Origin of the sequence: Pricia antarctica (assembly GCF_900101815.1) — a bacterium.
In the GTDB taxonomy this organism is placed as follows: domain Bacteria; phylum Bacteroidota; class Bacteroidia; order Flavobacteriales; family Flavobacteriaceae; genus Pricia; species Pricia antarctica.
The window spans coordinates 406460-427190 of sequence record NZ_FNAO01000006.1 but is presented as its reverse complement, the minus strand read 5'-3'; the positions used below and the strand labels follow the sequence as shown (position 1 = coordinate 427190).

Here is a 20731-nt window from a genome sequence, read left to right as displayed (position 1 = left end):
AAAGTCTAAGTGTGTTCCATAACAGAAATATCGACTATTCAAACCGCAAAACCGCAGAATCCGAATAGCCGATCCGCTCTGCTTTGGCCTCGAAGGGAATAGTGGCGGGCAAGGGTTCACCATAGACGTTCCAAACGGAATCTTGAGGCTGCTTCCAAACGATGGTGGCATCCGATTTTTTGGAGATAAGACGGATACTTTCATTTTTCTCTTCCACTTCCAAGGGGGGTAGTTTGGGTTGTTTGCCGTCGACCAACCAGTTATCGATCAGTTCCTTTTCTGGATATTCTCCGAGATCCTTGGTATCCTTAATCCAATCTTTCAAGATTTTTCGATAGCGTACCAAGGTGTCCTTTAAATCTTTATTGCCGGCCAGATTATGGAGTTCATACGGGTCTTTCTGGAGGTCATAAAGCTCTTCCTCGGGTTTTATGGTGCTGAGCCAAAGGTCTTGGTTAACGTTCAACTTCCCGGTTTCATGCAGCTTTCTAAGTTCTTGCATCATGGGCATCTGCTCGCGATAGCCTACGGGCAGGGCATGGCTGATATTGGTATTGTAACTTTTTATGTATTTATAGCGTTTTGATCTGACGGCGCGGAGGCGATCGTAGAGTTCATCGAAGCGGTCTGAAGAATGAAAAGTATATTCGGATTCCTTTTCTACCTCATACGCTCCGAACTGCGCGATACCTTGCATGACTTTGGGCGGTTCTATACCGGCAAAGGATAATACCGTCGGCGCATAATCGATAAAACAGAACAATCGGTCGTCACGTTCACCTGCATGCGCATTTTCAGGGAATTTTATGATCAGAGGCACTAGGACGCCCGTATCGTATAAGGCCCGTTTATGCCTTGGAAAAGGTCCGCCATGGTCGCCATAAAAGAAAATAATGCTATTCTCGTAGAGGCCATCTTCCTTTAAATCAGCGATAATTTCTCCGATTTGTTCATCGAGCCGCTTGAGGTTGCTGTAATTGACCGCAAGATCGTGGCGAACGGTCTCCGTATCCGGAAAATACGGAGGTACGTGGATTTTTGAAGGATCCACAAAAAGGGAATCCTGACCCCTTTTCCAAATTTGGGATTCGTGGCAAACGGCAAAATTAAAAACTGTGAAAAAGGGCTGCCCGTTCCTCCTTTTTCGCCAATGTCGATCCGAGCTGCTTTCGTCCCAAGCGGCATCGGTCTTTTCGAAGTTGTAGTCTTCCTTAGGGCCGTTAGCGGTATAATAGCCTTTCCTCCGAAGATATTGGGGAAACATTTTGACGCCGTCGGGAACCACGGGAGAATAACTTGGAATGTCCAAACCCGGATACGGCCGGTCGCCCTCCCGTCGGCCTGGCGCATAGGTACGCATATTGTGCGTACCTAGGGTTGTCGGGTACATACCCGTAATCAATGCACTCCTTGCCGGAGCACAGACGGGAACGGGTGCTACAGCATTGTCGTACACCACACCGTCTTTGGCCAAAGCTTCTAAATTCGGCAAGGATATCGTACTGTCGCCATACATGGGGAACCATTCGGGAGACTGGTCTTCGGCAACAAGCCAAATGATATTGGGAAGGGGTTTGTTTGTAGCAGCTTCTTCGGATATTTTTTGATTACAACTTGAGAGTGATAGGGCAAAAAGACAAAATAAGCTTGGAATTCTCATATAGAACAGCTTTTAAGGGGGATGTTCCTTTAAGCAGTCGTAGAAAGCTCCACCCATTTTTTCACTTGACTCCGACGACCGATACCTAAACTCATTGATCCTCTAGTCCGTTCAAAAACTCCAAACTTTGGGGTACTTGCTCGACCACCCTAGAAGATTCGTCCTCGATAAACATATACTCTATACCTAATTTTTTGGCTTCCGCAACCGTACCGGCGATATCTATCTGACCCGTACCGAGTACCACATTGGTCTCCACGTCTTCATGGCCCGTATTGTTGCCTTTCACGCCCTTTTCCATATCCTTTAAATGCATCAAACTGAATTTATCGGGATATTTTTTCATCAACGCCAAAGGATCCGCTCCTCCGTGCTGGGCCCAATATACATCGAGTTCAAATGTAAAATCGGTGGCGTTCTGGGCCATATAATCGAAAAGCGTACCGTCTTTATACGGGCGGAATTCATATCCGTGAGCATGATAGGCCAGGGTTAAACCGTTCTTTTTCAACTGCTTTCCCGCTTTGTTGAACACCTCGGTAGCATGTTGGGTCTCTTCGAGATCCCATTTGTTATTATCATGTGGCACCCAGGCGCACATGACGTATTTTGCCCCGAAAGATTTAGCATTGTTGATTACTTTTTGGACATCGTTCTCCAAATCTCCAAAATCGGCGCCCACACTTACCACTTCAAGATTGTTTTTCTTTAAAAGCGCCTCGAATTCCTTCATGGGCAGGTCGTAAGTTCCTCCGCCCTCGATCTTCGTGATACCCCAATCCTTGATCACCTGCAACGTACCAGGTACGTCTTCCTTGAACTGGTCGCGCAAACTATAAAGTTGTAGACCGACTTCTTGCGCGAAAATTGGACTTGTGAACACTAGTATCCCTAAAACAATGAGTAGTTTTTTCATTTAAAATTTTATCAATTAACCTGTGACTTTAAACCTTTAACTTTTTTACCTTGAACGCTTTTGCTGAGTGCATCCGAAGTATTGAACCTGCTTTTAGACAGTATAAACCCATCTCCTAACCTTTTCGACTGGGCTGAATGAACTTCGTGGAAGAGCCGAACAATTAACCTGTTCGTTGAAACCTTTAACAAGCAACCATACATACTACGTCAGCAGCTTCCCGTTCTCGTCCCACTCCGCAATCTCGTTACGCTTGCTTTGATCAACACATTTGGCGATCCATTCCGGGTCGTACGCCACACCGTGTTGATCTAAAACATCTTGCGGTACCCCATCCCAGACATTGGGCGAATTTCCCTTGTAGCCCAAATCGGCAATTCCTACTTTTGAGGTGTAGTAGCCTGATACGGTTAGATTTCGCATCAATGCAAAGAATTGGATTTCTAAAGGTTGCCTGTTTAAGGGAATTTCCGGATCATGAAAACAAATTTCATCACATATTTGTTTTTGCTGCTCGAGCGTTGCGGATTTAAATTCGATTCCGAACTCCGTATTGCTCTTATGGTCCATCCACATGAGTCCTCCCAGTAAAGTGTTCTGCATCTCTGGAATATCCTTGCCCATGAACTCGATGAATTCGGGAACGTCTGCCTCGATCGGGCCTCCGTGGGGTTCTTTTGGAGGCAGGATGACCGTACTGAGAACAGCTATGGTTTCCATTTCGTGGTCGTTGAACAATTGCTCGGCGTTCAGTTTTTCTATCCGTTCCAGTTCCACGGGCCTTCGTCCAAAATATTTAGTATCGTCGGTCGCCGGAATATCTTCGTTTACCGTTTTTTCCCCATCGGTCTTACAACCATGAAACGCCAAAGCGGATGCTCCGGCACCTAGGATTATCGTTTGTATACTTTTTCTTCTATCCATGCTGTCCTAGATATTTTGTTGTTTTAATTGTTCGATTATATAATCTGATGCCCGCCAAGAAAGTGCCATAATCGTCCAAGTACAATTTTTATCCGCTTGTGATACGAACGGACCGGCATCGACTATGAATACGTTATCCACATCATGAAGCTGTTGAAATTTATTGGTTACTGACGTTTTTGGATCATTACCCATACGGGTCGTTCCTACTTCATGTATAATTTCGCCTGGGGCATGAAGTCCGTAATTCCGATCTTTTCCTGGTTTATCTCCCATTGGTTCCCCACCCATATTATGGATGATTTCTTCAAAGGTATCCTGCATATGTTTGGCCTGATTTATCTCAAAGTCCGACCATTGATAATTGAACTTTAACACGGGAATACCATAAGCGTCTACTGTTGTAGGATCTATTTCACAATAATTCTCTTTTCGCGCTATAGCCTCTCCTCTACCCGCCATGCCAACAACTGCACCGTAATATTTCTTAACATCAGTTCTTAGACTATCCCCGTAACCGCCTACTGGAAGACCAAAAAACGCATTGAACGCATTTGGGTTCATACCAAAACCATAATTGGGATTTCCCATACCCCCACCGACTTCAATATGATAACCCCGCGGGAAATCGAGCTTTGAATTGTCGCCCCACCATGGTGAATAGACATGCATACCCCCTACGCCATCTTCATTGTATGAAACCTTTCTGTTCATTAAATCGGGAACGAAACCTGCACGGTCCCCGCCGGTAGAATCGTGTAAATATTTACCGACCAAATCACTACTATTGCCTAAACCAGTAGGATGTTGTTTGCTTTTGGAATTCAACAGAATACGGGCAGAACTACAAGCAGAAGCCGCCAAGACCACCACTTTGGCCTTTAATTTATATTCCTTTCGATCTATTTTATTGATGAACGATACTCCTGTAGCCTTTCCTTCCTCATTGGTAGTCACTTCTCGTACCATAGAGTCACAGTACAGTTTAACTTGGCCGCCTTTTTGGGCCGGAAATATCAAGCAACTTCCCGCAGAGAAATCGGCGTATACCGAACAGGAACGATTACATTGGCCGCAATAGAAACACACGCCTCTATCATTGTTTATCCGTTTTGTCAACATGGATAGCCTTCCGGGTATTACGGGAACTGCCGATTTTTTGGCGCCTTTGATGTAGAATAGTTCGTGCAATCGAGGTTTTGGCGGCGGAAGAAAGAAGCCGTCTGGATCGTTCTCACGACCTTCGTTGCTGCCAAATACGCCTATCAATTTGTCTACTTTATCGTAATAGGGCTTTACGTCTTCATAGCCGATGGGCCAATCTTCCCCATGGCCATCACGTGATTTTCCTTTAAAATCCTTTGGGCCAAAACGCAGCGATATACGTCCCCAGTGATTGGTACGCCCACCCAGCATTCTAGAACGCCACCAACGGAAAGTAGAACCTTCAGCATGTGTGTACGGTTCTCCCTCGACTTTCCAATCGCCCCAAGACATATCGGCGCCGCCGAAAGCACGGTCGGTTCCGGCAAACCTCCGTGGAGATTCATAGGCCCATTTCAATTGGGTCATCGTCTTGGGATCCGCAGGGTCGAAAAACGGACCCGCCTCTATAACGGCGACGTTTAGACCGGCATCGGCCAATTGTTTGGTGGCCATACCGCCACCAGCACCCGATCCGACAATTATCACGTCATACTGCTCGGGGGTTTCCTTTATTTGCATAGTTTGGATTTTTTGTAATTCAATTAAGCAGACAAGTTAAAAATTATATATCTAAAACACTAAAAAATTAGTTTTCAAAAATTCCTCAACTGATACAAGGCTTTTTCAACCGTTTCCACCGGCAACTTACACGTCGTATTCTTACATACGTATATAAAGGTACCATCATCAAAATAGCGATCTTCAAATAGTGGCAGATCACTCTCGGAAGTACTTCCAACGACCACGGTATTTGGTACATAATTCTGAGCAAGCGCTTTGAGCAAAGGCGCTGCTTTTTTACCTACTACGGCAATCTCGTAATAAGGATAGGCCGTGTTTAGTAACAGGGAATTCCACTTTGAATAACTGGGGGCGTGTTCTGTTATCATGGGAACCATGGCCGAAAGCATCCGCTGCGCTTTTTCAGTGTAATCGGTTTTGTATTCGAGGTGTCCCAATCTGAAAAGATTGTGCGCCATGACGGCATTGGGCGAGGGCAGCACGCCGTCATCCGTCTTGATTATCTTGGCGATTAGCTCATCACCGTCGTTGTAGCGGTACATGCCCGAGGCGGTATCGAAAAATAGGTTTTCCGCCTTTTGGGTCAACTTTTGCGCAAATTTAAGGTATTTGGTATTCATGGTCGCGCTGTAAAGCTGCAGGGATGCATCCGTTAAAAACGCATAATCCTCCAAAAACCCTTCCTTTTGGCGACTGCCCTTCTTATAGGTATGCACCAGTTTTCCATCATCGTAGGCATTTGCCTTTATAAATTCATAAATGGATTTCGCTTTGTCCAGATGCTCAATTTCCCCAAAGGTTTCATACACATCTATAAATCCATTGATTAACAGGGCGTTCCAAGAGGTAATGATTTTATCGTCGGTGGACGGCCGTATTCTTTCATCCCTAGCTTTCAAGAGTTTATCACGCCATACTTTCTTGGAAACTTTAAGTTTATTTTCCGCTAAGGAATGCTCCTTTTCAAAAGCAGAATCGGGCATTGGCTTGTGCAGTACGTACTTTCCCTCTTCCCAAATCGCTTTGGGCTTGATGTTATTATAGGATGCAAAAAGCTCGAAATCGTTCCCTAAGACGGACTTCAATTCAGCTTCTTGCCAGACGTAAAACTTGCCTTCCTCTCCCTCGCTATCCGCGTTCAATGCGGCGAAATAGCCGCCAGCGGTGTTCTTCATTTCCCGGTCTAAAAATTCGATGGTTTCGAAAACGACCGCTTTGTATTCCGGATTTTTGAAAATTTGGTAGGCCTTGGCATACAGACTCAACAATTGGGCATTGTCATAGAGCATTTTTTCAAAGTGTGGCACTTTCCAATGAGCGTCCGTACTGTATCGGTAAAATCCGCCTCCGAGCTGATCATAGACACCGCCGAGTGCCATTTTATCCAAAGTATTTTTCACGTGCGCTTTGGCACTAGCATCGCCGGTCAATAGCGCATAATCCAAAAGAAAGCTCAAATTCGTGGGAATCATGAATTTCTGCGTACCCTTATCACCCCCTTCTTGCAAATCCCAGTTCGGTTTCCAATTTGCAATACTTTTAGTAACGGTCTCCTCTGTTAGCGAACCGATATTTTCCGCAGGCTCGATAATATTGGCATCGGCAATGCCGGAAGCGACCATATCAGCATATTCAGCCGCCTTTTTGGGGTCGTTATTGTAAAGATCGCTGATTTTGGTCAACACCTTGGCCCACTGTTCCTTGGTGTGGTAAGTGCCACCGTAAAGGGGTTTCCCATTTGGCAGGGTAATGACGTTCAGGGGCCATCCGCCATTGCCCGAAATCAACTGCAAGGCGGTCATATAGACCTGGTCGACATCGGGCCGCTCTTCACGGTCGACCTTGATATTGATAAAGTTTTCGTTCATTATCTTGGCCACTGCTTCATCTTCAAAGGTCTCCTCTTCCATAACATGGCACCAATGGCAAGAGGAATAACCGATACTGACCAACACCAATTTGTTCTCTTTTTCAGCGTCTTTTAAGGCTTCTTGGCTCCAAGGTCTCCAATTTACGGGATTGTGGGCGTGTTGCAACAGATACGGACTGGTCTCGTCTGCCAAGGCATTAGTAAATTTATGGGTTTTTTCCATTTGTTGGCCTTGGTTTTCCTTGCAGGACAAAAGAAAGAGTAAGGGCAAGACAAGATATCCTAAAGACGGTCTTGGGAACGCAAAAATCATAGCTGTTTATTATCCTACGAAAATACGATATTCAAAATCAAGTTCAAGTGTAATGTTAAGTTCAAGCCTATGCGCTTTAGCAAAGTTCAAGCCTTCGACGCAGTTTATGGCGGGTGTTCAAAGATGCCTAACGGCAGACTCGTTATTTCGACAAAATTTTAATTGCGTAAGGACGAAATGCACGGGACCTGGAATCAATTTTTGGAAAAAAGACTTTTATCCAAACCGGGAATCAGTTTCAGGGCATTTTTATAGTACACCTTTTTTAAGACTTCATCCGGTAGGTTCAACCCGTACATGGCCCAGAAGGCATGGTACTTTTTATAATACGGGAAATATTCGTCATCGGTTTCCAACACCCTGAAATAGGTCGGAAACTCCTCAGGTTGCCAACTGTCCTTACCAAATAAGATGCGATCCTGGTACTTGATAAAGAACTCCCTTGCATTACGGGGCTGCCGACCCAATTCGGCAATAACGGCGGCAATACCTACATTCATATTCGGTATTTCGTCCAAAAGCTGGCCCAGTTTGCCCAAATCATTGGCGTACCAGCCCATGTGGGCATTTATGAATTTTGTATTCGGATGTTTTTTGAACATCCGGTGCTGCTCCTCAATAATCTGTTCCCAAGAGGCCGGATCTGTGTCGGAACGTTTTCTTCGGGGATGCGTTTTCAACTCTAGCCAGCGTTCGTTGTCCCCATCCATATCGTCCCAAAAGGATTTTGGATCTGCGGAATGTATCAATACGGGGACGCCCATTTCCGCACATTTCGCCCAGATGGCATCTATACGCTCATCATCGACCGCCAATCGGTTACCATCGCTATCCATGTTCCGTAAGCCAAGACTTTTGAATACCTTGAGTCCCTTGGCACCGTTTTTAATATCCGCTTCAAGTTGTGCTACTGCGTTTTCCGTCCATCCTTTGGTGCCGACGCCATCAAAGTCGACATTGGCAAACACCACGAAACGGTTGGGATAGACTTGGTTGATATTCTCGATTTGCTCCCGAAGACTTGAACCCGACCCGCCACTTAAATTGACCATGACGGCCTCGTTCAAGGCATCCATATCGGTGATCAGCCCTTTCAAGCTTTCGGGGGACATATTACGTTGATGACTATGGACATCGATAAAAGGAAATTTAGACTTTGACACTTTATGCACGGGCACTACCAGTGTAGATTTAGGATTGTATTCCTCAAAGCCCATTTCTTGGGCGGGCAATTCTGGCACATAGAACAATATAGAAGATATTGAAAAAAATAATAATCTAATTTTCATATATTTAAAACACTTTAACTTAAGTCTTTATTTACTTTTTTGTAGTCTGATTTTGTATCTATGTCAACAGTAATCTTCCCAAAATTTAAAATCGAAACCTTCTTTTTATCACAATCTATGATTTTCTTCGCTCCAAAATCATCATCTAAATTAGTTAATTTCTTATAATAGTCTTTAGAAAATAATGCGGGTACGCCTGCCCTATCTTCATACGCAGTGGCAATAATCATTTCTTGCCGAGGATTGAAAACGGCCATCATCGCATTGAGATAGGCGGGATCAATCAAAGGCTGGTCGGCCAACATGACTAAAATACCTTTAGGTTTATTTTTTTTTCTGAGCAGGAATATCGTCCCGCAGGCAATGGAACTTCCCAATCCGGAAGCCCAGCCCCGGTTTTCCACAATTGCTATCTGACTTTCTGAGATTTCGTTTCGGATAGCTTCCGCATTTGCACCCAACACGACAGTTACGGAATTGGCATGGGAAGCTTTTGCGTTTCGAATGGCGTTGCCCAACAAAGTGGTATCCTGCCACGGCAACAATTGTTTGGCCTCACCCATTCGGGAAGAAGCCCCGGCAGCCAGTATGACAATGGCTATTTTTTTAGGGAAAGTCATCAACTTAAAATCTTACCTGACTTGTTTTTCAACAGCATAGGCTTTTTGTTCCTGGTCACGGAAAGTATTTCTGCAATAATGGCCAGGGCGATTTCTTGAGCCGTTTCCGCACCGATGTTGAGACCCGCCGGACCATGGATATTCTCGATAAACGCATCGGAAATTTCGGGGTGGCGTTCGATAAAATCCCCCAATAATCTTTCCCGGCGTCTTGACGGACCTAAAAGGCCCAAATAGGCCGGTCGGGAGTTCTTATAGGCCAAAAGATATTTCAGGTCGCGCACGTAGCTATGGGTCATGATCATCAATGCGGTTTGCCCATCGATATTTTCTGTGGATAGCATTTCGGGCTCTATCGACCTAAAATTTTCGGCACCCGGAAAATCGGTAATTTTCTTTTCTTCGGATGCCGAGGCAACAATAGTCACCTCCCATCCGGAAAGGGATGCGAGGAGGCACAATTGAACGGCATCGTGTTCCGCCCCGACAATCACAAGCTTAAAGCAAGGTTGCATCTGTTGTTCAAAACATTCCGTGACCGTATTTGGTTTCAATGAGGACCGAACAGGGATTTTCTTTCCATCAAAACGAAAAACGGACCCATAGGCTTGGTCCGAACCCTCCGTTTTTGAGAAAAAGGAAGTTACCTGAAACGGATGGCGTTTTTGTAGCATATCATCAAAAGCCGTAAAAAACTCGGTTTCGGGTTCAAATGGCTCGATTAAAATGTACAGAATACCTTCACATCCCAATCGATAGCGCCCATCGTAAGTCATCATTTTCGGAACGCCGGTGGCAAAAACGCTTTGGGCCTGTAAAACAATTTCCTTTTCGACACATCCCCCGCTCACCGCACCGACCGTTCTACCGTCATCGCGAACAAGCATGCGGACTCCTGGCCTTCGATACGAAGAGCCCTCTAAAGCAACGACCGTCACGAGGACGGTCTTTACCTTTTTGGCCTTTGCATTTTTAAAAGCTTGGATAATCTTTTTTAGTTCGTGGGTCATTTAGTGTGAACTTGTGTTTGACCTATTTATCCTATGATTTCCTTTTCCTCGACCCTCCAAAAATCCAGATCTTCCATAAAGGGCTGTTTGTAAATGCGTTTTCCGGTGGCGGCTCTTAGTGCGTTGGCGACTGCGCCACCAGCTGGTGGTAGGGCCGGCTCGCCAAGTCCCGTTGGGGAAAGTTCATTTTGTATCATGTAAGCGTCGACAACCGGAGCTTCATTCATACGGATGAGCCGATACGTATCATAATTGTTGGAACTGGGCACACCATCTTTAAATCCGAATTGGCCGTACATGGCATGTCCGACACCGTCGATTACCCCGCCTACGATTTGATTCTTGGCACCTAGGGGGTTGATTACGATACCGCAATCGACCACACAAGTCACTTTTTTCACGACCGGCATGCCGTTTTCAATCTGTACATCGGCTACCTCGGCGACGTGGGAATTGTGACAATAATAGGCGACGACTCCTTGATACGTGCCTTCCGGCGCCTTGCCCCATCCAGATTTATCAACAGCCATTTTAAGGACCGCCTGAAGGCGTTCGGGGTTGTATTGAATTCGCTCGTCTGTAGTACCCTTTACTTTTTCAAGCAAATCTAACCGCAATTGCACTTTGTCCATATCCATCGCCTCGGCGATTTCGTCAAAAAAGCTCTGTTCGGCATAGGCCAAAAAGTTGGTGTAGGGTGCGCGCCAAGCCCCCGTGGTGATATTGCTCTCATAATTGGCGACATCTACCCGATAGTTTTCTACCGCACCAGCGGGAAAGAAATTGGGAATGAGACCGTACATATTGCCGTTGATTGCTGCTTCTTTTAATTGATATCCCGTTAATTTACCGCCTTTTATAGCCGCTTTGATGCGATATTTAATGGCGGGACGGTATACTCCTGTGGTCATATCGTCTTCTCGTGAAGAGACCATCTTGACCGGTTTCCGAATGGCATCCGCTATTTCGGCAGCTTCGTAAACGAAATCGCCATATAATCGTCGCCCAAAACCGCCTCCTTGACGGGTCATTTCCAAATGGATGTCCTTTACGTCACGACCTAACAACTCGGCTACCGTGTTTGCCGCATCTTCGGGCGTTTGTATAGGACCCACTAAATGGATTTTTTTATCGGTTACATGGGCGAAGAAATTCATGGGCTCCATACAATTATGAGGCAGGAACGGGGATTCGTAGGTACGCTCCAAGACATTATCGGCTTGGGCGAAGGCTTTATTGACATCGCCATCTTCCCTTAGGGTAGTAAACTCCTTACCATCTAAAAGATCGTTTAATTTTTTGTCCTGATACTCTGTGCTTTCCAAGGTTGAGGTATCTTTCCACTGGGCCTTGATGGCTTTTTTTGCCTTAAAGGCATCCCAGGTTGTTTTGGCGATTACGACCACTTTTTCACTAGGGCTTAATTGTGCAGTCCAGTTGATTTCTTCTTTTCCTAAAAGTGCTTTTGCCTTTTCGCCAATTTTGATAACGTCGATAACCCCGGGCATGGTCTTGGCCTCGGTCGCATCGTACGATTCCAGCTCCTGTCCGAATGCAGGCGGGCGCAGTACTGCGGCATAGACCATTCCGTCTACCTTATAATCCAACCCGAAAAGGGGTTTTCCTGTGATAATTTTGTCGATATCGACGTTAACCTGATCCGTACCAATGATTTTATAATCCTTGGGCTCCTTAAGTACAACATTTTCGGGTATTTCGAGCTTCGCGGCTGCGTCGACTACATCACCATATCCTAAAGTTTTCCCAGCCGCGTTTGTAATCACACCTTCACTGACCGAAAGTTCTGAGGCATCGACGCCCCATTTGGCAGCAGCGGCGTTCACCAACATTTGTTTTGCGGTCGCCCCCGTCTGGCGTAGGGCGTCCCAGCTAAAACGAATAGACTGGCTACCCCCTGCCACTTGTCGGGTGTAGTTTTCGGTGTCGAGAACACCCTGCTCCACCAACACTTTATCCCATGCGACATCCAATTCCTCTGCGATGATCATGGGCATCGCTGTTTTTACGCCCTGACCGATTTCGGGATTCGGCGAGAAAATTGTGACCGCGCCATTCTTAGCTATTTTAATAAAGGCATTGAAATCTTTATAGTTAAGTTCTGCCAAATCAATTGGAGGTTTAACATCGGATTTGCAAGCGGTAAAGAGATTGAAACCGATAAGAAGACCACCACTGGCCAAGGATGACGTGCGGAGAAAATTTCTTCTGCTGAAAGTTATTGAAGCTGATGTTGCTGACATGTTTTGAAAGTTAAGGATAGAGTTAGTAAGACTTCCATCATGGTGGATGATTACCAATTAGGAAATCCTGTTCCAAAAGGTTTTTATTCCATATTTCCGGCCGCGATTTCCACGGCTTTCTGAATGCGATTGTACGCCGCACAGCGACAAATATTACCGTGCATAACGTTCTTGATTTCGGCTTCGGACGGATTTTTGTTCTGCGCTAAAAATGCGGAGGCTGTCATGATCTGACCCGCCTGGCAATACCCACATTGGGGGACATCAACTTCTTTCCAGGCCATCTGTACGGGGTGCGAGCCATCTTCTGAAAGTCCCTCGATTGTAGTAATCTCCTTGCCCTCCGCCGAAGCTACAGGCAAAGAGCAGCTGCGGGCCGCGTTTCCATCGATATGGACAGTGCAGGCACCGCATTGGGCAATGCCGCATCCAAATTTCGTGCCGACCATGTCTAGATGGTCCCTTAAAATCCACAACAGGGGAGTATCTGCGCTGGCTTCGATAGACCGGGGTTTTCCGTTGACGTTCAGATTATATTTTGGCATATGTGCTATTTTTCAATTGATTCCAGAACCTAGAATCTATAAGATTAGCTTTGAAGATATGAAAAAAATCGGCTTTTAATTTTATTTTAACAATTTCTTAATTTCAAGGGGGCTCCAAACCCCTTTTTTCCGCGATTCATTAAGTAAGACTAGTTTTGCAATACTAAAAATCCGTGAGTTGTTTTCCGCCACTACCGGTTGAACCAATAGGTGAATTTTAAGGTCAACCCCCAATTCCGCCCTTCGAAAGGTTCGATAAAATAATTGTTGGTGTAGACCAAAAATAGATCTGAAGCGGGACTGTACCGCCATTGAAAACGGGAATTCAAGTTAAAGTTTTTCGTCTGTTCGTTGTATTGAAATAGATTGGCAAAAAACAGCTTATTGGTAAAGGTTATATCAATTTCGGAGCCTATAAGCCAAAATTCATTCGTATTCCAAGGTGCGGGCAATCGTATATGATTATAGTTCAAGTTGCCGCTTAGGCTTACATACGGCTGAAAGCGGTAGCCTAGTTCCGCCGTTAGGCTGGTACGGTTGCCATCGAGGTAATAGCCGCCTAAACGTCCGGCAAGGGTATAGGTGAACAGGCTCTGTGGTTTCGATATATACTCCCACCCCAGTGCATTCCATTGATGTTCGGTGCCAATATTGAGTTTTGCTATGCCAAGTTGGGTAGGGTCGAAAGGGGACAGTAGTTTTACGTAATCGTCGGAAACAAAGACCATCAAGTCGCTTCGATTTCGAAAATTGACCAAGTATTGTAAGAAGCTGGTATTGTCAGTCTTAGCAAAATTCTCATTAAAGTAATATTTGGCGTTCATACGAGGGCCGTGGCTTAATACGGTGCCACCTTTCGGAAAGAACAAATGGCCAACATATCCATTAAAGTTTAAATATCCGATTCTAGGCACAAAACCGACTTCGGCCGAATAGTCATCGCTTACCCATTCTTCTTGAACCCGCCAGCTCCACTTTCGGCTTTTATATTCCAAATGGGCTGCCTGTGTAATGCCGTTCGCCGTTTCATCGGGGGAAAAGGATTTTAGAAAAAAGGCTTTCCCGTTCCATAGATTGTCGGATGAAGCCAAATTATATTCCAATCCCAAATTCCGGTTAAATTTTGGATAAAGTGCTGAAATCGAGTCGTTTTCCCGAGGATAGTTGACAGATTGCTTGTTCACGAAAAGCAATCCGATATTAGACCTGCTGAAAACCTTGCGTTGCAGTGACAACACTCCAAAATTCTGACTCGGCAATCCCGTTTCATCAACGCTTGCGGTCTGCATATCCATCAGGCCCAAACGCCATTTTTTGTTCAGGTTGCCACTGACCCTTGCCCCGGCCTGAATGGGCACGCCCAAACCGATACGCCGCGAAAAAAAGGGACGGATGTTCTCATATCCGAAACTGGCGAAGAGGTCGCCGTTCTCTAAAAAAAACTGCCGCTTTTCCGGAAAAAACAGTTCGAACCGATCCAGATTGGTAATCTGCCGGTCTACTTCCACCTGCGAGAAATCGGGATTTACGGTCAGGTCCAGATTCAGGGAAGACGTAAGACTGAACTTCACATCACCACCTACTTTGATAACGTATTCCGAATCCCCGGTATTTTCGAGATCCTTGCCGACGCTCCCCAAAACATAGGGAATAAGAGAAAAATTTAGGCCAGGCGGCGGCGGCGGGGTATCCCATACCAACGTACCGGTATGCGCCAGGGATGCAGTGGGCAATTGCCTTGGTATAGGCGTCCAGCTTGATTTTTCGGTGGACTTCAAATCCAAACGGCTAAAGTTGATGCCCCATTCCGAAACGCCATCCTCATAGCGAATGGACTTAAAGGGGAGTGCCATCTCGAAAACCCATTTTTCATCGTCACGGGTCGTTTCAGAAATCCACTTACTATCCCAATTCAAATCTACGGTGCTACCGTTGTACATGGTACCGTCCCATTGGGCACCATAGGCATTCGATCCAAAGGAAAAGCCGGTAGTCTGGTTGTTGAACGGATCTAAAAATAGCAGAAAGTTGTCGTTTTTTCCGAAATTAAAATCCCGCCGCAGTGATTCTACATAGTAATCCCCCTTCATATTATGGTAAAAAGTTGCCAGCAAGTATATATTTTTATCATCGTAGGCCATCCGGATTTCTGTGGGTTCATTGGCCTTTCCTTCATCCATAGGCAAAACCATAAAAAAATCGGTGGCCACATCGGTATCCTGCCAGGCCTTATCGTCGCCAACACCATCTATGGTTATCGGTGCCGAAGCCTTCCGAATGTTTAGTCGGAACGACGCATTCGTTTTTTGGGAAAGGCAAGGCTGGAAAGTGCAAAGTAGGAGAAGAAAAAAGGCAATCCGAATCATAAATTCTGCATTATAAAGAAATCTGTGGGAAAACTACAAAATTATAGGGCATCCTACTTAACAATCTTTAACATTTTTTGTGGTTCCTAGTATACTATTCAATCGAATTGTTCGTTGTGTTGGTTGAAACTAACACTAAATCTCAACAATGAAATCCTATTTCAATTTATTAGTATTATTTTGCGCTATCAGCTTATTTGTGTCTTGTGGCAATGCCGATGACGACGTGAATTTCGGCCTGAACACCGGTGGAGATCTCGGCGAAGGAAAGCCGGTCGATGATTGTCTTGAACTTGGCGAGAATGACCTCATCCTTTCCATTCAGGACCAGTATACCACAGAACCGGGGAAAGTATCGGTATTTTTCAAGGTTTCCGATGCGGACGGAAATCCCGTACCGGGCCTTACCGCAGATGAATTTACCATCTACGAGCAGGGGCAAAATGATGCTTGTTTCAATACCATATCGAAATCAGAGGCCAACTCCCGTATTTCACCCAATTCGCAGATTTTTAGCAATAATACATTGTTGGTACTCGATTTGAGCAACAGTGTATTAAGCAGCAGCCTCGATGAACTAAAGACCGCCAGCGCCAGTTTTATAGAGAATGTGATGCCCGCGACTACCCAAGAGTCCTATAAAATGGCCATCTATTGGTTCGATGGCGAAGACGTATTGCACGAACTGAACCCGTTGACCTCAGAAAAGGCGGAACTTACGGCGGCAGTCGAAGGTATTACGGTCGATATAAGCAACGACCCCTCTACCGATTTGTACGGGGCGGTCATTAAATCTACCGATATTGCTTCTAACCTTTTGGCGGAAAGCACAAAAGGTGAAAAAATCGGGGCGGCGTCGGTCGTCATCTTTACCGATGGTACCGATCAAGCTTCCCGTTTTACGCAACAGGCCGCACAGAAGAAAGTCGATACGGCCAATCCTAATATCTCTTTCTTTACGATCGGTCTCGGTGCCGAAATCGATACCCAGGTGCTGACCGATATCGGAAAGACATCGAGTGTTGTTGCGAATAATAAAGAAGAGCTTGAAACGACCTTTAACAATATATCGGAATTGGTCTCCCTTAGGGCCAGCAGTTTTTACCTTTTCGAATACTGCAGTCCGAAACGTAGTGGTGATAACAATCTGGCCATTCAAGTAACAAAAGGTGGTGTACAAGGCGCGGTCCAGACCAAATTTAACGCCACTGGTTTTTCCGGGGGATGTGAATAGATATATTGATCTGGACATTTCGAGACCCCAAACTTAAAAAAAGGAAGAACGCTACTGTTCTTCCTTTTTTTATGCCGTTCAGCGAAAAATAATACTGCGAATTAGGGATTTGGTTCTATTTGTTGTTTCATTGCAAAGAACCCCAAGTTCGACAGAGACCGAGACCTACATCCGAAAAAATCATGCTGTGTGTATTAACGAACTCAAAACGAGTTTAACACTAAAAATGAAAAATATGGATGTTTATTACACTATTGTTCAAAACACTTCTCTTAAAGACATGCCGAAATGGTTCAAGGCCACATCGCTTCTGTTGTTTACAGCGATTGTCAGCCTTATTTTAGCCATGTGCACGATGTTGTTCATGTACGGACCTAATATGGTGATACGGTATGGGTATTAATCCGGTAGCCCAATCAAAAAATAAAAAGGCGTCTCAAAACAAAACGAGACGGCTTTTTTGGTGGTTTATTCACGGGTTCCTACAAGAGAGGATTCTTAAATAGTCAATTCTCAGCGACCTTCAAGAGTATTGAGTTACGTGCCCCGTTGTCGGAACGGCCAAAGAAAAACGCAATTGTTTTTTTGGATTTGATCTTGAGATTTCGGGGGATTTGCAATTTTTTTTCATGCCGTAACCTTCAAAAACGGCTGTACAAAGGCGGCAATGTCCTTTTTTAAAGCCGATGAAGCTTCCACCAAAGGAAGTCGCACTTCGGCGCTCGAAAGGCCCAGCGTCTCGAAAATCGCTTTGATTCCTGCCGGGTTTCCTTCCTTAAATATGAGTTCCATGCCATCCTGCAATGCATAATGTAGCTGGTATGCCGCGTCTACTTCGCGATTCAGGCCCGCTCGGATCATCTGAGAAAATGCTGTGGGCAATCCCTGTCCCAAAACGGATATCACGCCAGATCCCCCGGCGAGAACCGTCGGTAAAGCGGTGATATCATCCCCGGAAATCACCATGAAGTCCTTGTTTTTATTTTTTAGGATTTTCTGTACCTGCACCATATCACCCGAAGCTTCTTTAATTCCGATTATATTTTCAAAATCATGCGACAAGCGTAGGCTAGTTTCCGGCAGCATATTGCTGCCCGTTCTACCGGGCACGTTATACATGATAATCGGGGTATGGGTCACCTCTGAAATGGCTTTGAAATGCTGATAAATACCTTCTTGGGTAGGCTTGTTATAATAGGGGGAAACGGAAAGAATTGCTGAAAAATGCTCGGATTCAAAGGACTTGATTTCATCTACGATTCTATAGGTACTGTTGCCACCTATACCCAATACCAAAGGTAAACGACCCATGTTAGCGCTAACAATAGTATCCATTACCAACATTTTTTCGGCCTTGTTCAGGGTAACGGACTCGCCTGTTGTACCGAGTACGACCAAATAGTCGACCCCGCCATCGATGCAATAATTGACGATGCGCCGCAAAGCCTCGGTATCTATGGATAAGTCTGTATTAAACGGGGTGACCAGTGCCACGCCCGTACCTTGTAATTGTTCCATTATCGTATCTCGTTTAAAACACCGAGGTATTTTTTAATTTCCTTTCTAAAGGTGGTAAAATCATTCAATGGAGTGTCAATAATCAAATCATTGTAGACCCGGTCTACATCTTTGAAACCCACCCGAAAACGGGCTCGGGTCTTGATACTCATTAACTGGATGAGCAAATTCTCTGACGTATAATAATTGACCAACAGATCGTATTCCCTACTTAAAAATTCATGGGCGTAACTGTTTTCGATATTGCCGTTCCAGCCTAAATCCTTATCCGAAAAAACGGGAGTGGAATAGGGCGAAGTCTTATCGTAGTAGCTTCTGTAGCCGATAATCTTGACCCCGTTGGGCCGCAGATTATAATCCTCCACAAAATCATAGAACAGGTTGGCATCCTCAAAACTGTCTAGATCTACGATACATCCTACCGAGCTGATACCACTTTCCCGCTCTATTTTCGGGGGGTCTTTTGCCAATTCCTGCTTAAGGAATTTAACACTCGAATTGTACTTGAACTTGTCTTTTATACCCGTAAACATGTACTTTTACATTTTGTGCATCCGACATTCCAATATAAAGAAAGGCAGCCATACAAATGTAAGGAAACTCCTCGCATTATTTTTATTGCACAAAGATAAAACGAACCATGAGTTTAAAAATTGAACATTTTGTTATATTTTTAACAATCAGTTGTTTTTTATCCTGTCGGGATGTCACTTCCTTAGCCAAAATCCAAGGCCGGCAGATTGGAATTGAGGCATCGATCAAGGCCTCGGATTCCATAGAAAATTTTGTCTCCCCCTATCGAAAGCGGATAGACGCGGTGCTGGATAGCGCATTGGCTTATGCTCCGTCGACGATTTCAAAAACAGACGGTAAGTACAATACCACCGCAGGGAATCTTTTGGCCGATATCGTGCTATCCGAAGCGGAACCTATTTTTAGGTCCCGTACCGGTGAGGATATTGATTTCGTACTACTGAACCACGGGAGCATCCGCTCCATCATTTCCAAGGGCAAAGTGACCGCTCGCAATGCATACGAAGTGATGCCCTTCGAGAATTCAATCGTCATAGCGGCGCTTAGCGGAAAATCCGTGCAGAACCTGGTGCTTTATTTGAGGGATTATGGAGTACCGCATCCCATATCGGGCCTACAGGTAGTACTTACCAAAGAAAACGAGATTCAGTCCATTCGTATACAGGGAAAGCCCTTAAATGAAAAGGATACCTACAACGTAGCCACGTCGGACTATTTGTTGAACGGAGGTGATGATATGGTTTTTTTCAAGGATGCAACCCAAGTAACTAACATCGATTATAAGATCCGAAATGCCATAATCGATTATTTCAGTAAAGTGGATACCATTACGCCAGATATTGATGATCGGTTTTATAGGATGGAGTGAGGGGGTGCGGGATGTTAGGATTGGTAAAGATGAATGCGTACTTACTTTTACGACCCCTACTCGCAGACTAGCAGTAGCGCATCTGAATTGGTATTTTTAGGTGGATAGGATTTGAACATTTTTCATGAAAAGAAGAAAATTTATTAAGCAGGGTGCCGCTTCGACCGCACTGTTAGGCCTTAGCGGGATATCCCTAAATTCCTGCCTTGGGGAGACCAAAAAGCACATCACCGTCTTACACACCAACGACGTGCATAGCCATATCGACCCGTTTCCGAAAAGTCATTCCGAATTTCCAAATTTGGGAGGCCTGGCGCGGAGGGCTACGTTAGTGGATACGATTCGTAGGGAAAATCCGAATACCTTATTGTTCGATGCAGGAGATATCTTTCAGGGTACCCCCTATTTTAACTTTTACGGCGGCGAACTGGAATTCAAATTGATGAGCAAACTGAAATATGACGCCGCGACCATCGGCAACCATGATTTTGACAACGGTATAGAAGGACTTTTAGCCCAAATGCCGAATGCGGAATTTGACCTGCTCTCCGCCAACTACGATTTTAGCAATACCGTGATGGACGGACATGTCAAACCCTATAAAACCTACACGGTCGATGGTATCAAAGTCGGGGTCTACGGCTTAGGTATCGGATTGGCAGGTTTGGTCGACAAAAAAATGTACAAAGAAACGGTGTATCTTGATCCGTATGAGATTGCCATTGATTTCGAGCGCCGTCTTAAAGAGGATGAAAACTGCCATCTGGTTATTTGCCTATCGCATATTGGTTACGATTATAAAATCAATGACAGACCCAACGATCTTGCGCTTGCGGCCAAAACCAGATACACCGACTTGATTATCGGGGGCCATACCCATACTTTTTTGGACAAGCCTACCATCGTAAAAAATAGAATGGACCGTGAAATATTGGTCAACCAAGTTGGATGTTTCGGTCTCAACTTGGGGCGAATTGATTTTTATTTTGATAGCAATACCAGTAGAACGGCGGAGGGGGTATCGATAATGGTGTGAAAATAGCGGTGTTAACTGTAGTGGATGATTGATGCGTAA

17 protein-coding genes are annotated in these 20731 nt (G+C 45.0%); 4 read left to right on the top strand and 13 right to left on the bottom strand.

The window, feature by feature from the left end:
• Positions 1-34 precede the first annotated feature (34 nt).
• The 11 genes from BLT07_RS13850 to BLT07_RS13800 all read right to left on the bottom strand — a co-directional run bounded on the left by BLT07_RS13850 (position 35) and on the right by BLT07_RS13800 (position 15502).
• Positions 35-1660, bottom strand: a complete 1626-nt coding sequence (locus tag BLT07_RS13850) for a sulfatase family protein (protein WP_091869810.1) — start codon at positions 1658-1660, stop codon at positions 35-37.
• A gap of 91 nt (positions 1661-1751) precedes the next feature.
• Positions 1752-2576, bottom strand: a complete 825-nt coding sequence (locus BLT07_RS13845; RefSeq protein ID WP_091869807.1) for a sugar phosphate isomerase/epimerase family protein — start codon at positions 2574-2576, stop codon at positions 1752-1754.
• A 204-nt stretch (positions 2577-2780) separates the two neighbouring features.
• Positions 2781-3500: a gluconate 2-dehydrogenase subunit 3 family protein gene (locus BLT07_RS13840; protein WP_091869804.1), complete on the bottom strand. Its 720-nt coding sequence runs from the start codon at positions 3498-3500 to the stop codon at positions 2781-2783.
• Positions 3501-3506: 6 nt separating this feature from the next.
• Positions 3507-5225, bottom strand: coding sequence for a GMC family oxidoreductase (locus BLT07_RS13835; RefSeq protein WP_091869801.1), 1719 nt, complete (start codon positions 5223-5225; stop codon positions 3507-3509).
• 74 nt (positions 5226-5299) lie between these two features.
• Positions 5300-7411, bottom strand: coding sequence for a thioredoxin domain-containing protein (locus BLT07_RS13830; protein WP_091869798.1), 2112 nt, complete (start codon positions 7409-7411; stop codon positions 5300-5302).
• Between the two features lie 194 nt (positions 7412-7605).
• Positions 7606-8700: an amidohydrolase family protein gene (locus BLT07_RS13825; protein WP_091869795.1), complete on the bottom strand. Its 1095-nt coding sequence runs from the start codon at positions 8698-8700 to the stop codon at positions 7606-7608.
• Between the two features lie 14 nt (positions 8701-8714).
• Positions 8715-9320 carry a nucleotidyltransferase family protein gene (locus BLT07_RS13820; RefSeq protein WP_091869792.1) on the bottom strand — a complete coding sequence of 202 codons (606 nt, stop codon included), beginning with the start codon at positions 9318-9320 and terminating at the stop codon, positions 8715-8717.
• Positions 9320-10330: an XdhC family protein gene (locus BLT07_RS13815; RefSeq protein WP_091869789.1), complete on the bottom strand. Its 1011-nt coding sequence runs from the start codon at positions 10328-10330 to the stop codon at positions 9320-9322. Before BLT07_RS13815 ends, BLT07_RS13820 begins: the two co-directional genes overlap by 1 nt.
• A 26-nt stretch (positions 10331-10356) precedes the next feature.
• Positions 10357-12591 (bottom strand): xanthine dehydrogenase family protein molybdopterin-binding subunit, encoded by a 2235-nt coding sequence (locus BLT07_RS13810; protein WP_091869786.1) that lies wholly within the window; start codon positions 12589-12591, stop codon positions 10357-10359.
• 83 nt (positions 12592-12674) lie between these two features.
• Positions 12675-13136 carry a (2Fe-2S)-binding protein gene (locus BLT07_RS13805; RefSeq protein ID WP_091869783.1) on the bottom strand — a complete coding sequence of 154 codons (462 nt, stop codon included), beginning with the start codon at positions 13134-13136 and terminating at the stop codon, positions 12675-12677.
• Between the two features lie 191 nt (positions 13137-13327).
• A complete protein-coding gene (locus tag BLT07_RS13800) occupies positions 13328-15502 on the bottom strand; it encodes a DUF5916 domain-containing protein (RefSeq protein ID WP_091869780.1) in 2175 nt (724 codons plus the stop codon).
• Positions 15503-15650: 148 nt separating this feature from the next.
• Between BLT07_RS13800 and BLT07_RS13795 the strand changes: the two genes are divergently transcribed.
• Positions 15651-16736 carry a vWA domain-containing protein gene (locus tag BLT07_RS13795; protein WP_091869777.1) on the top strand — a complete coding sequence of 362 codons (1086 nt, stop codon included), beginning with the start codon at positions 15651-15653 and terminating at the stop codon, positions 16734-16736.
• Between the two features lie 226 nt (positions 16737-16962).
• Entirely contained in the window at positions 16963-17139 is a 177-nt protein-coding gene (locus tag BLT07_RS21045; RefSeq protein WP_175455332.1) for a hypothetical protein, read from the top strand.
• Between the two features lie 224 nt (positions 17140-17363).
• Here the strand turns inward: BLT07_RS21045 and dapA are convergent, their stop codons facing one another.
• Both dapA and BLT07_RS13785 read right to left on the bottom strand, forming a co-directional pair.
• Complete coding sequence (gene dapA / locus BLT07_RS13790; protein ID WP_091869774.1) at positions 17364-18254, bottom strand: 4-hydroxy-tetrahydrodipicolinate synthase; 891 nt, start codon at positions 18252-18254, stop codon at positions 17364-17366.
• Complete coding sequence (locus BLT07_RS13785; protein WP_091869771.1) at positions 18254-18787, bottom strand: DUF6913 domain-containing protein; 534 nt, start codon at positions 18785-18787, stop codon at positions 18254-18256. Before BLT07_RS13785 ends, dapA begins: the two co-directional genes overlap by 1 nt.
• A 107-nt stretch (positions 18788-18894) precedes the next feature.
• Between BLT07_RS13785 and BLT07_RS13780 the strand changes: the two genes are divergently transcribed.
• Together BLT07_RS13780 and BLT07_RS13775 are read left to right on the top strand one after the other, a co-directional pair.
• Entirely contained in the window at positions 18895-19656 is a 762-nt protein-coding gene (locus tag BLT07_RS13780; RefSeq protein ID WP_091869769.1) for a 5'-nucleotidase C-terminal domain-containing protein, read from the top strand.
• 124 nt (positions 19657-19780) lie between these two features.
• Positions 19781-20692, top strand: coding sequence for a metallophosphatase (locus tag BLT07_RS13775; RefSeq protein ID WP_091869765.1), 912 nt, complete (start codon positions 19781-19783; stop codon positions 20690-20692).
• Positions 20693-20731 lie beyond the last annotated feature (39 nt).

Coding starts and splice junctions, on each gene's coding strand:
- BLT07_RS13840 (WP_091869804.1), bottom strand. CDS start 3,500: ATGGATAGAAGAAAAAGTATACAAACGATAATCCTAGGTGCCGGAGCA.
- BLT07_RS13795 (WP_091869777.1), top strand. CDS start 15,651: ATGAAATCCTATTTCAATTTATTAGTATTATTTTGCGCTATCAGCTTA.
- BLT07_RS13810 (WP_091869786.1), bottom strand. CDS start 12,591: ATGTCAGCAACATCAGCTTCAATAACTTTCAGCAGAAGAAATTTTCTC.
- BLT07_RS13775 (WP_091869765.1), top strand. CDS start 19,781: ATGAAAAGAAGAAAATTTATTAAGCAGGGTGCCGCTTCGACCGCACTG.
- BLT07_RS13830 (WP_091869798.1), bottom strand. CDS start 7,411: ATGATTTTTGCGTTCCCAAGACCGTCTTTAGGATATCTTGTCTTGCCC.
- BLT07_RS13815 (WP_091869789.1), bottom strand. CDS start 10,330: ATGACCCACGAACTAAAAAAGATTATCCAAGCTTTTAAAAATGCAAAG.
- BLT07_RS13800 (WP_091869780.1), bottom strand. CDS start 15,502: ATGATTCGGATTGCCTTTTTTCTTCTCCTACTTTGCACTTTCCAGCCT.
- BLT07_RS13825 (WP_091869795.1), bottom strand. CDS start 8,700: ATGAAAATTAGATTATTATTTTTTTCAATATCTTCTATATTGTTCTAT.
- BLT07_RS13835 (WP_091869801.1), bottom strand. CDS start 5,225: ATGCAAATAAAGGAAACCCCCGAGCAGTATGACGTGATAATTGTCGGA.
- BLT07_RS21045 (WP_175455332.1), top strand. CDS start 16,963: ATGAAAAATATGGATGTTTATTACACTATTGTTCAAAACACTTCTCTT.
- BLT07_RS13785 (WP_091869771.1), bottom strand. CDS start 18,787: ATGTTTACGGGTATAAAAGACAAGTTCAAGTACAATTCGAGTGTTAAA.
- BLT07_RS13850 (WP_091869810.1), bottom strand. CDS start 1,660: ATGAGAATTCCAAGCTTATTTTGTCTTTTTGCCCTATCACTCTCAAGT.
- dapA (WP_091869774.1), bottom strand. CDS start 18,254: ATGGAACAATTACAAGGTACGGGCGTGGCACTGGTCACCCCGTTTAAT.
- BLT07_RS13845 (WP_091869807.1), bottom strand. CDS start 2,576: ATGAAAAAACTACTCATTGTTTTAGGGATACTAGTGTTCACAAGTCCA.
- BLT07_RS13805 (WP_091869783.1), bottom strand. CDS start 13,136: ATGCCAAAATATAATCTGAACGTCAACGGAAAACCCCGGTCTATCGAA.
- BLT07_RS13780 (WP_091869769.1), top strand. CDS start 18,895: ATGAGTTTAAAAATTGAACATTTTGTTATATTTTTAACAATCAGTTGT.
- BLT07_RS13820 (WP_091869792.1), bottom strand. CDS start 9,320: ATGACTTTCCCTAAAAAAATAGCCATTGTCATACTGGCTGCCGGGGCT.